Here is a 10,807-nt window from a genome sequence, read left to right on the forward strand (position 1 = left end):
GGCTATATGACAGGCACAGTGACCCGGACCTCGGGAGGTAGCCGGCGCGCGGCACGACCAACGGAGCGCGCCGGGCGCCAACGGCGCCCGCGCCGACCCGCTAGGCCGCTGCGCTCGGCCGCCGGTCCTCGGCGGTGATCGGCGAGGGGGTCTCGGTGCGGGTGGGGGAGCCGAAGTAGGCGCCTGAGCCGATCGCGCGATCGAAGCTCGACCAGGCGGCGCCCGGTGCCAGCTCCTTCTCGAGGCGGTCGAACGATCCGAGGCGGCCGCCGAGGTTGTCCATCATGTGGACGAGGGTCGCCTCGCGCGTGCAGGGCACGACCGGAGAGCCGTGGGCCAGCGCGCCGTGGTGGCTGAGGATGATGTGCAGGATCGACTGGGCCAGCCCCTCGGGGAAGCCGTCGAGGTCCTCGATCAGCCGGCGCACGCGGTAGTAGCCGAGCGGGATCTCGCCCTGGAGGCGGCCGTCGTCGGTCATGTCGATCGGCGCGTCGCAGGTGTAGGCCTCCAACTTGCCGATGTCGTGCAACAACGCGCCGGTGACCGCGAGGTCGCGGTCGATGCCCGGGAACATGCCGCTGATCGCGCTGACGGCCTGGGCGACCGTGAGGCAGTGCTCGAGCAGCCCGTGGAGGTAGGCCTGGTGGTAGTGCTTGGCCGCCGGCGCGATGCGGTACAGCGCCCACGTCTCGGAGTGCTCGCCGAAGAACTCGTCGAGCAGGCGACCCAAGTGCGGGTCCTGCACGGTCGACACGAGCTCGCGCAGATCCGACTCCATGTGGTCGACCTGCCGTGGCGGGCCCACCTGCAGGTCCGCGGCGTCGAAGGTGCCGTCGATCGCCGGCCCCAGGCGCCGGATCGCGATCTGCGCGCCCCAGCGCTGGTGCATCTCGTAGCGCCCGCTCACGTGGACCGGCGAGCCGGCGCGGCAGTGCTCCAGCGCCTGCGAGACGTCGTCCCAGATCATCGCCTGGACGCCGCCGGTGCGGTCGCCCAGGACCAACTTGAGGAACTCGCCGCCGTCGCGCCTCTGGCGCCGTTCGGCTTCCCGGACGAGGAGCACCTGGTCGAGGTCCAAGCCGTGTTCGAAGTCGCGAACGAGCACGGCGGCAAGGTGACACGGCGAGCGGACGGACCGGCCCTCCGCGCGTGTCCCGGCGCAGATCGTGCGCAGAGGCGTAACGTTGCACATTCAACGTTGATTGTGGAACAATCGACCGATGGCTCGCGTCCACGTCCTCCTGGCCGCCGTGTGCTTCGGCACGACGGGCACCGCGCAGGCCCTCGGCCCCGACGCCTCCTCGGTCACCGTCGGCGCGGTCCGCATCGCGGTCGGCGCGCTCCTCCTGCTCGCCGCCCAGCGCGCGGTCGCCCGCGAGGGCGCGGGACGCTGGGCTCGCGGTCCGCTGGCCGTCGGCGCGGTCGGCGTCGCGGCTTACCAGCTGTGCTTCTTCGCGGCCGTCAAGGACACCGGCGTAGCGATCGGCACGGTGGTCGCGCTCGGCTCGGCGCCCGCGCTGGCCGGCCTCGGCGGCTGGCTGCTGGACCGCCGCGCGCCCGGCGGCGCGTGGGCGGCGGCGACCGCGCTGGCCAGCGCCGGCGTGGCCCTGCTCGCGCTGGCCGGCGGCGGCTCGGAGGTCTCCGCGCCGGGCGTCGCGCTCGCGGTCGGCGCCGGCGCGTCCTACGCGGCGTTCACGCTCGCCTCCAAGCGCCTGCTCGACGCGGGGCACGGCGTCGAGCCCGTCATGGCCCGCACGTTCGGGCTCGGTGCGCTGCTGCTCGTCCCGGTCCTCGCGCTCGGCGACCTCTCGTGGGTCGCGACGCCCGGCGGCGCCGCCATGGCGCTGTGGCTCGGCGCCGTGCCGACCGCGATCGCCTACCTCCTGTTCGCCCGCGGCCTGCGCCACCTGCCGGCCAACGAGGTGGCGACCCTCACGCTCGGCGAGCCGGTCACCGCCGCCGTGCTCGGCGCGGTCGTCCTCAGCGAGCGCCCCGGCGCCGTGGCCGTCGGCGGCATCGGGCTGATCCTTGCCGGCCTCGCGGTGCTCGCCGTCCCGCGCCGGGCGTCGCGCCGGCTCGCGCCGGCAGCTGCTGAGATCCCCGTATGAGCCCGACCGCCGTCGACCGCATCGCCGGGATCCTGCGCGAGCAGATCCTCGACGCCCAGCTCGACGCGGGCACGCGGCTCGTCGAGGCCGACCTCTCCGACGCCCACGGCGCCGCCCGCCACACCGTGCGCGCGGCGCTGCGCACGCTGGCCGACGAGGGCCTGGTCGCCATCGCGCCGTACCGCGGCGCGCGCGTCGCCGGGCTCGACGGCGACGCCATCGCCGCGCTCTACGAGCTGCGCGCCGCGCTCGAGGTCGAGGCCGCTCACCTCGCGCTGGCCCGCCACGGCGACCGCCTCCCGCCCTCGGTCCACGAGGCCGCCGAGGTGCTCGCCCGGGCGTGCGGCCGGCCGCGGCCCCGGTGGTCGACGGTCTCGCGCGCCCATGCCGACCTGCACACGTCGATCGTGCGCGCCGCGCGGTCGCCGCGCATCGAGGCCGTGCACGACCGCCTGACCGCGCAGACGCGCCTGTTCCTCCTACAGGTCCGGCCGCACTACACGTTCGCGCGGCTGGGCGACGAGCACCTGCGGCTCGTCGTCGACCTCGAGGCCCAGGGCCCCGAGGTCCTGCGCAGCCACCTGCGCGTCGCCGCGGGCTCGGTGGTCGACGGCGTGCCGCGCGACGCCTGAGCGCGCCGCGCCGCGCGAGCGCGCCGGCCCCGGTTCGCGCTCCCGCCGGTCGGGGTAGTTGACTCGCCACGATGAGCGACGCCCCCGAGACCGCCCGCGGCGCCGACGGCGCCGACCCGATGCGGTGGTGGACGCTCGGCGCGGTCTGCGTCGCGACGTTCATGCTGCTGCTGGACATCACGATCGTCAACGTCGCGCTGCCCGAGATCCAGCGGGACCTCGGCGCGTCGTTCCAGGACCTCCAGTGGGTGGTGGACGCCTACGCGCTGACGCTGGCCGCCTTCATGCTCACCGCCGGCTCGCTGGCCGACCTCTTCGGCCGCCGCCGGGTGTTCGTCCTCGGGCTCGCGCTGTTCACGCTGGCCTCGCTGCTGTGCGGCCTGTCGACCTCTCCGACGATGCTGAACCTCTCGCGTGCGCTGCAGGGGATCGGCGGCGCCGGCATGTTCGCCACCTCGCTCGCGCTGCTGGCCTCCGCGTTCCAGGGCCGCGAGCGGGGCACGGCGCTGGGCATCTGGGGCGCAACGACCGGCGCGTCGGTCGCGATCGGGCCGCTGGTCGGCGGCGTGCTGGTCGAGCACGTCGGCTGGCAGTCGATCTTCTTCGTCAACCTGCCGATCGGCCTCGCGACGATCGTGGTGACGCTGCGCACCGTGCGGGAGACCAAGGACCCCAACGCGGCACGCGTCGACTGGGCCGGCCTGGTGACCTTCTCGGGGGCGCTGTTCGCGCTGGTCTTCGCCCTCGTGCGCGGCAACGCCGAGGGGTGGGGCAGCACCACCATCGTCGGCCTCCTCGTCGTCTCGGCCGTGCTGCTGGTGGCGTTCGTGGTCGTCGAGCGCCGCCAGCGGCGACCGATGTTCGACCTGACGCTGCTGAGCAAGCCCTCGTTCGTCGGCGCATCGCTCGTCGCCTTCTGCCTCTCGGCCTCGATGTTCTCGATGTTCCTGTACTTGACGTTGTACATGCAGAACGCCCTGGGCTTCTCCCCGCTGGAGGCCGGCCTGCGGTTCCTGCCGGTCACGTTGGTGTCCTTCGTCTGCGCGGCGCTGTCGGGCAACCTCACCGAGCGTGTGCCCGTCCGGTACCTCATGGGCGCCGGGCTCGGGCTCGTCGGGGTCGGCCTGCTGCTCATGAGCGGGCTGGACGCCCATTCCAAGTGGACCGCGCTGCTGCCCGGCTTCATCCTCGGCGGCGCGGGCATCGGCCTGACGAACCCCGCGATCGCCTCGGCCGCCGTGGGCGTCGTCGACCCGCGGCGCGCCGGCATGGCCTCGGGCATCAACAGCACATTCCGCCAGATCGGCATCGCGACGGGCATCGCCGCGCTCGGCGCGGTCTTCCAGTCGGCGGTCACGCAGAAGATCGCCGACGCGCTGCCGGGCGGTGGGGCCGGCGTGCGCCTCCCGCCCGCCGAGATCCTCGCGCAGGGCAACCCGCGCGTCCTCGGGCCCGCGCGCGAAGCGTTCCTCACCGGATGGACCGGCGCGCTCAACGAGATCCTCGTGATCGCCGCGATCGTCGCGCTCGTCGGCGCCGTGGCCGCGCTGGTCCTGGTGCGCAGCCGCGACTTCGTCGCCCACGGGGTGCCGGCCGAGACCGGCGCCGGACCCGCAGCCTGAGTGCGCGAGCCGTGCGACGCGAAACGGGACTTGCGGTGCCGTGATCGGCGCTCGCTACCCTCGTCCGCCATGTCGCCGCGCGCCTTCGCTCTGCCTGCCCTGATCGCTGCCGCCGTCGCGGCGGCGGTCCCCGCCTCGGCATCGGCCGCGGACCCGGCGAACGTCCCGGCCGGGGTCACCGCCGGCGGCATCGACCTCTCCGGCGCCACGCTCGACGAAGCCGTCATCCGCCTGCAGACGAGCATCGGTGGCCGCGTCAACGTCGACCTGGTGCTCGGCGCCGCGGGCAAGCCGTGGACGCTGAAGGCCGCCGACGCGAAGCTGACCTTCGACGCGCTGACGACCGCCAAGCGCGCCCTGCGCGCCAAGGTCCCCGGCGACGTGCCGCTCAAGCTGTCGCACTCCAAGATCGCCGTGCGTGACTGGGTCGCCGGGGTCGCCGCGAAGGTCGGCAAGGCGCCGCGCGACGCCACGGTCAAGATCACGCTGAGCCACATCTACCGCGAGCGCGCCGCGCACGGCCGCGCCCTGGACCAGACGGCCGTGGCCGAGCAGGTCGACGCCGCGCTGGACGACGGCGTCAACGCGCCGCGCCGCCTGCACACCGCGCTGAAGCAGACGTCGCCCAAGGTCAACGTCAACGACCTGCAGCGCATCTACGGCACGGTCGTCACGGTGGACAAGGCGCACTTCAAGCTGCGCCTCTTCAAGCGCCTCAAGTTCTCGAAGTCCTACGGGGTGGCCGTCGGGCAGCCGGCGTACCCGACGCCGTCGGGCCTGTTCCACATCGCCAACAAGCAGGTCGATCCGGTGTGGAGCGTGCCGAACAGCCCGTGGGCCGGCGAGCTCCAGGGCACCACGGTCGACGGTGGCTCGGCCGCCAACCCGCTGAAGGCCCGCTGGATGGGCATCATCAACGGCGTGGGCATCCACGGCACGGGTGAGGACTACTCCATCGGGTCGGCCGCGTCGCACGGCTGCATCCGGATGCACGTCGCCGACGTCAAGGACCTGTACCCGCGCGTGCCCGTCGGCACGGCGGTGCTGATCAAGTAGGAGCCGGCGCGGCGGTCAGGCGTTGGCCTGCGCGGGCGCCTCGACCGGCGCCTCCGCGGCGCGGTGGCGGGCGACCGCGTCGCGCGCGGCACGCAGCGCGACGCGCGGCGACGAGGTCTCGAGCTGCAGGCCGAGGGCGATCAGCCCGACGACCAGCCCGGAGAGCATCAGCAGCGCGCCGACGCCGAAGGTGAACGTCGTGATCGCCGCGATGTCGACGGCGTGGCCCGTGGTCTCGACGAAGCCGTAGCTCAGCATCGCCAGGCGCAGGCCGGCGCTCGCCGGCGCCAGCGGGATGATCCGCCCGCCGCCTTGGGCCGCCATGACCAGGACGACCGTCGAGACGGTCACCGGCAGGTGGAAGGCCTCCATGAACGCCGCGAGCGACCCGAGCCGGATCAGCCGGCCGAGCGCCTGCCAGCTGGCCACGCCGCGCAGGAACCGCCGCGGATCGTGGAGGATCACGACCCCTTGGCGCAGCCGCACGGTGAGGTCCGCGACGCGCCGGCGCAGCAGGCGATACAGCCCGTAGCCGATCGCGGCGAGCGCCAGCGCCCCGCCGGCGGCCGGCAGCGGGTACTCGATCAGCAGCGTGACGTCGACGTGCGGCATCTCGCCCGAGGCCGTCGGCACGGGCAGGAAGCCCCGGCTCAGGGCCCACACGACGAGCGCGAAGCCGAAGAAGGTCTCGAAGAGCGTCTCGGGCAGGAACGTCGCGGCGAGCGTCGGATAGCGCGCGCCGCCGATCTTGCGATGCAGCAGCCAGAGCTTGACGATGTCGCCGCCGCGCGCCGGTATCACGCCGTTCAGGCCGGCGCCCGCGAGGTACGCCGCCATCGTGTCGCGGCGGCGCAGCTCGGTCGCCTCCGGGTACGCGGCGCGCAGGATCGTGTGCCAGCCGAGCGTCCGCACGCACTGCGCGACGACGTAGAGCACGATGCCGACGACCACGAGCGTGGGATCCACGCTGGCGGCGCGATGGAGCAGCAGCTCAAGCGCGTGACTCGCGGTGCGGAAGACGTCGATCAGCATGGCTCGTTCCGGTTAACGACACCTGTACCACGGAAGTGCAGCGGCGCGCGCGCCTTCTGACCGCTCAGGAGGGGGGAAGGTGACCGTCGTCGGGCCAGCGGCCGTGCCGATCGAAGTACGCGCGAGCCCTGTCCTCGTCGTCGCGCGCGCGGTCGCCGGTGACGCCCATCCGGTGCAGCCAGTTGAGCAGCGCCACGCTCAATCCCGCCCCCCAGAGCGCCGCGGCGCCCTCGAATGACGTCTCGTCCCCGCCCCGGACGATGACCAGCACGACCCCGGCGACGAGGATCGCGACCGGAATCCAGACGCGGACGATGGTCATCACAGCTTCACGGTAGCCCTTGCCGGGCCTCGCTCAAGGTGGCGCGACGGCGCGTGGTCAGCACGAGGCCCGCGAGGATCGCGACGACCCCGGCGAGCTGGAGCACGCTCGGGCTCTCGCTGAAGATGATCACGCCGAGCAGGACCGAGCCGAGGGGCTGGATCGTCAGCAGCACCGCGGTCGTGGCGGCCGGCAGCCGCGGCAGCGACGACGAGATCAGCAGCCAGCCGAGCACCTGCGAGGTGAGCGCGAGCGTGACGAGCCAGCCGTGGCCCGGCCACGACGGCACCAGGTCGACGTCGCCGATGACGGCGCCGATCGCCACGGCGACGACCGCGCTCACGAGCGTGGCGTCGAACAGCGGGCCGGCCGGGCGACGCAGATCGCCGCCGCCGGCGCGCAGTGCGAGGATGAACCCGGCGTAGCTCAGGCCGGTCGCGATGCCGAAGATCACGCCCTGCGTCGGGTTGTCGCCGTAGGCGCCGGCCTCCAGCGCGCCCGAGATCAGCACGATCCCCGAGAGCATCAGCGGGAGCGTCGCGAGGACGCGCGCGCCCGGCTTCTCGCCGAGCAACGCCCAGGCCATGAGCGGCACGAAGGCGACCTGGAGGTTGCCCAGGACCGTGGCGAGGCCCGCGCCGACGTCGTCGATCGCGTGGTGCCAGCAGACGAGGTCGATGGCGAAGAGGACGCCGGCGATCGGCGCGAGCCCGCGGCCGCGGAGGGGGCGCGGGCCGTAGCGCCGGTCCTCGAGCCCGGCGAGGACGAAGAGCACGGGCACCGCATAGGCGCAGCGGAAGACCGCGGCCGTGGAGGGCGAGACGTCGGCGAGCCGGACGAGGATGGAGGAGAACGCGATCGTCAGCGCGCCGAGGCCCGCCATCGCGCGCGGGCGCGCGACGAGGGACTCGAGCGGGGTGGGCGGCGTCGCCGTGGTGGCCACGGCGCCGCACGGTACGCGTCAGGGCTTGCGCGAGGCCTTGTGGCTCGGCGAGGTGTTCTGGTCGGAACCGACGATGACGACCACGCTGGCCTGCGCGCCGGCGATCGCGCGGTCGGCGGCCGTGATCGGCCGCAGCGCGGTGTCGCCGGGGTTGATCGCCGCGGCGACGCGGCTCGCCTCGCCGATCCGCCCCGGCGCGTAGTGCACCACGGTCGCCGCGTGGTCCTGCCGCGCCGCGTTGGTCACGTTGCCGATCTTGAACTTGGCGTTCTGCAGGCGGTTGGCGACGCCGCGCGCGAGCCCCGGGACGGCCGTGCCGTTGAGGATCGCGACGGTGAAGGACCCGGGCGCGATCTGACCGGTCTGCGGATCGACCGTGACGGTCTGCGCGGTGGTCGCCGGCGCCGCCGGCCGCCCGGGGTCGTCACCGGTCCCGGCGCCGGTCAGCGCCGTCGCCAGCGCGGCGCCGCCGGCCAGCAGGGCGAGCAGGACGGTCGCGAGCACCGCGCCGTGGCGTGCCCGCGCCCGGCGCAGGCGCCGCGGGCGCTCGGCGGTCGCGGCGACGAGCTGGCGTTCGAGGTCGTCGAAGAAGTCGGTCATGACGGATCCCTTCCGGCGAGGCGGGCGCGCATGGCGGACAGGCCGCGCGAGACGCGCTTGCGGACGACGGCCTCCGACACCCCGGAGGCCGAGGCGACCTCGGCGTAGTCGTGGTCGAGCAGGACGCGCAGCACGACGGCGTCGCGCTGGTCGGGCGGCAGCGCGTCGAAGCCCTCGCGCAGCTCGACGCGGATCAGCTCGGCGCTGGCGGTGGCCTCGACCTGCTCGAGCGCCGCGTCGTCGAGGTCGAGGCGCGGCAGGCCCATGCGCCGGCGCGCCCGATCCTCGACCGCGCCGCGGCGCCGCAGCGCTCCGAGGCAGTTGCGGGCGATCCCGAAGAGCCACGCGACGGGTTCGCCGCGCTCGGGGTCGAAGCGATCCAGGCCGCCGAGGGCGGCGGCGAACGTCTCGGCCGTGAGGTCGGCCGCGTCGTGGGTCGCGTGGGTCCGGGCGAGGTGGAACGCGCTGATCTGCCGCACGTGGCGGCGGTAGAAGGCGCCGAACGCCTCGCCGTCGCCCGCGAGGGCGGCGGCCAGGAGCTCGGTGTCGGGGCGGGGGTCGCCGGCGGCGTCCATGGGGGTTCTTGGCGGATCGTGCCGATCCTGTGACCATCCCGGGGCAGTGGCGATCCGCGGCGCCATCTGGTACAACCAGAGCATGGAACTGGTTGGACCAGCAGCGAAGGCGACGCGCTCGGCCGAGATCCACCGCGTGCTGCGCAGGCGGATCCTCGACGGCACGTACGCCGCGGAGTCAGCGCTGCCCTCCGAGCGGCAGCTGAGCGAGGACCTCGGCGCGAGCCGCCACGCGGTCCGCGAGGCGCTCAAGCGGCTCCAGCAGGCCGGGCTGATCGCGATCAGCCAGGGCGGCGCGACGCGCGTGCGTGACTGGCGCCGCCACGGCGGCCTCGACCTCCTCCTCGCGCTCGGCGCCGACGGCGAGGCGCCGCCCGAGGAGCTCGGCCTGCTCCGCGCGATCTTCGAGATGCGCGCCTCGGTGGGCGCCGACGCCGCCCGCCTCTGCGCGCTGCGCGCCGACACCGCGACGCGCGCCGAGCTCGAGGCGCGCGCCGAGGCGCTCGCGGTCGCCGACGACCCTATGGCGCGCACCGCGATCTACGACGTGCTGTGGGACCGGATCATCGAGGGCTCGGGCAACCTCGCCTACCGCCTCGCGCTCAACACGCTGGTCGCCGGCCAGCGCGTGCTGGCCTTCGACGCGTCGGTCGTCGGCCCGGAGGTCGCCGACCACGAGGCGATCCGCGCCCTCTCGCGAGCGATCGCCGCCGCCGATCCCGACGCGGCCCACGCCCGGGCGCGCGACCTGCTCGAGCGCTCCGTGCCGCGGGACTAGGACGACACCATGGCCGAGGTCCTGTACTACGCGTTCCCCTACTTCATCCTGTTGCTGCTCGTCGAGTTCCTGTCGTTCCGGCACCTCGAGGCCGACGGCCTCGTCGGCTACGACCCGCGCGACACGCGCACCTCGCTGACGATGGGGATCGGCAACGTCATCATCAACGTGGGCTGGAAGTTCGCGGTCCTCGCGCTCTACGCCGTGCTCTACGAGCTCGCGCCATGGCACCTGCCGACCGGCGCGTGGTGGGTCTGGGTCGCGCTGTTCTTCGCCGACGACTTCTCCTACTACTGGTTCCATCGCGTCTCGCACGAGAGCCGCGTGTTCTGGGCCAGCCACGTCGTCCACCACTCCTCGACGCACTACAACCTCTCGACCGCGCTGCGCCAGACGTGGGTCCCGATGACCTACCTGCCGTTCTGGTTGCCGCTGCTGCTGCTCGGCTTCCCACCGTGGATGGTCCTGCTCGCGCAGGCGTGGTCGCTGATCTACCAGTTCGGCCTGCACACGGAGCGGGTCGGGCGGCTGCCGCGCCCGCTGGAGGCGGTCTTCAACACCCCGAGCCACCATCGCGTGCACCACGGCTCCAACGAGGTCTACCTCGACCGCAACTACGGCGGGATCCTGATCATCTGGGACCGGCTGTTCGGCTCCTTCGAGCCGGAGGGCGAGCGCGTCCGGTACGGCCTGACGACGAACATCGGCACCTTCCGGCCCCTGCGCGTCGCCTTCGGGGAGTACGCCTCCCTGTGGCACGACATCCGCGTCGCGCACGGCGCGCGCACCAAGCTGGCGCTCGTCTTCCGCGGCCCGGGCTGGCGCCCGGCGGGCGAGGACGAGGTGTCCGAGCCCGTGCGCGGCTAGCTCACGCCGGGCGGATCACCGTCGCGCGGAAGCGCTCCGGCAGGCGGCGGAGGTTCTGCAGGCGGTGGTCGGCGACGTCGATGATCTCCTCGCCCGCGAGCCGCGCCAGGCCGCGCAGGCGCGGATCCTCGATCACCACGCCGAGCGCGCGGCGCTCGCCGGCGAGCACGACGGCTTCGAGGTCGTCGCGGTGCGGCAGCAGGACCTTGGCGGCGAGGTCGGCGGCGGCGCTCTCGGCGTCGTGGCGGGGACGGCCGGCGACCGCGGAGTCG

13 protein-coding genes are annotated in these 10,807 nt (G+C 74.0%); 6 read left to right on the forward strand and 7 right to left on the reverse strand.

Translation table 11 applies throughout. From position 1 onward, the window contains the following. Window positions 1-100: 100 nt before the first annotated feature. Window positions 101-1,105, reverse strand: a complete 1,005-nt coding sequence (locus VK501_RS26495) for a 3'-5' exoribonuclease YhaM family protein (protein WP_324342949.1) — start codon at window positions 1,103-1,105, stop codon at window positions 101-103. 115 nt (window positions 1,106-1,220) lie between these two features. Here VK501_RS26495 and VK501_RS26500 point away from each other — a divergent pair, with 115 nt between their 5' ends. From VK501_RS26500 to VK501_RS26515, 4 genes are all read left to right on the forward strand, one after another. Next, the gene (locus VK501_RS26500; RefSeq protein WP_324342951.1) at window positions 1,221-2,108 is read left to right on the forward strand and encodes a DMT family transporter; all 888 of its coding nucleotides are present in this window, start codon (window positions 1,221-1,223) and stop codon (window positions 2,106-2,108) included. Beyond that, window positions 2,105-2,740: a GntR family transcriptional regulator gene (locus VK501_RS26505; RefSeq protein WP_324342953.1), complete on the forward strand. Its 636-nt coding sequence runs from the start codon at window positions 2,105-2,107 to the stop codon at window positions 2,738-2,740. The genes VK501_RS26500 and VK501_RS26505 overlap by 4 nt, the downstream gene beginning before the upstream one ends. 71 nt (window positions 2,741-2,811) lie before the next feature. Next, window positions 2,812-4,362 carry an MFS transporter gene (locus tag VK501_RS26510; RefSeq protein WP_324342956.1) on the forward strand — a complete coding sequence of 517 codons (1,551 nt, stop codon included), beginning with the start codon at window positions 2,812-2,814 and terminating at the stop codon, window positions 4,360-4,362. 69 nt (window positions 4,363-4,431) lie between these two features. Further along, complete coding sequence (locus tag VK501_RS26515) at window positions 4,432-5,418, forward strand: L,D-transpeptidase family protein (RefSeq protein ID WP_324342958.1); 987 nt, start codon at window positions 4,432-4,434, stop codon at window positions 5,416-5,418. A gap of 15 nt (window positions 5,419-5,433) precedes the next feature. Here the strand turns inward: VK501_RS26515 and VK501_RS26520 are convergent, their stop codons facing one another. The 5 genes from VK501_RS26520 to VK501_RS26540 all read right to left on the reverse strand — a co-directional run bounded on the left by VK501_RS26520 (window position 5,434) and on the right by VK501_RS26540 (window position 8,890). Then, the gene (locus VK501_RS26520) at window positions 5,434-6,450 is read right to left on the reverse strand and encodes a lysylphosphatidylglycerol synthase transmembrane domain-containing protein (RefSeq protein WP_324342960.1); all 1,017 of its coding nucleotides are present in this window, start codon (window positions 6,448-6,450) and stop codon (window positions 5,434-5,436) included. Window positions 6,451-6,514: 64 nt separating this feature from the next. After that, a complete protein-coding gene (locus VK501_RS26525) occupies window positions 6,515-6,772 on the reverse strand; it encodes a hypothetical protein (protein ID WP_324342962.1) in 258 nt (85 codons plus the stop codon). Window positions 6,773-6,779: 7 nt separating this feature from the next. Then, window positions 6,780-7,715, reverse strand: a complete 936-nt coding sequence (locus VK501_RS26530) for a DMT family transporter (protein WP_324342964.1) — start codon at window positions 7,713-7,715, stop codon at window positions 6,780-6,782. A gap of 18 nt (window positions 7,716-7,733) precedes the next feature. Continuing rightward, window positions 7,734-8,315: a LytR C-terminal domain-containing protein gene (locus VK501_RS26535; RefSeq protein WP_324342966.1), complete on the reverse strand. Its 582-nt coding sequence runs from the start codon at window positions 8,313-8,315 to the stop codon at window positions 7,734-7,736. Further along, entirely contained in the window at window positions 8,312-8,890 is a 579-nt protein-coding gene (locus tag VK501_RS26540) for an RNA polymerase sigma factor (protein WP_324342968.1), read from the reverse strand. Before VK501_RS26540 ends, VK501_RS26535 begins: the two co-directional genes overlap by 4 nt. 46 nt (window positions 8,891-8,936) lie before the next feature. On the opposite strand from VK501_RS26540, the gene VK501_RS26545 reads away from it, so the two are divergent. Next, complete coding sequence (locus VK501_RS26545) at window positions 8,937-9,668, forward strand: FadR/GntR family transcriptional regulator (protein ID WP_324342970.1); 732 nt, start codon at window positions 8,937-8,939, stop codon at window positions 9,666-9,668. A 9-nt stretch (window positions 9,669-9,677) separates the two neighbouring features. Then, complete coding sequence (locus VK501_RS26550) at window positions 9,678-10,535, forward strand: sterol desaturase family protein (RefSeq protein WP_324342972.1); 858 nt, start codon at window positions 9,678-9,680, stop codon at window positions 10,533-10,535. 1 nt (window position 10,536) lies between these two features. On the opposite strand, the gene VK501_RS26555 is transcribed toward VK501_RS26550, so the two are convergent. After that, window positions 10,537-10,807 (reverse strand): Vms1/Ankzf1 family peptidyl-tRNA hydrolase (locus VK501_RS26555; protein ID WP_324342974.1); only part of this gene is annotated, 271 nt, incomplete at its 5' end.

This window comes from Baekduia sp., assembly GCF_035318805.1.
Classification (GTDB): Bacteria; Actinomycetota; Thermoleophilia; order Solirubrobacterales; family Solirubrobacteraceae; genus Baekduia.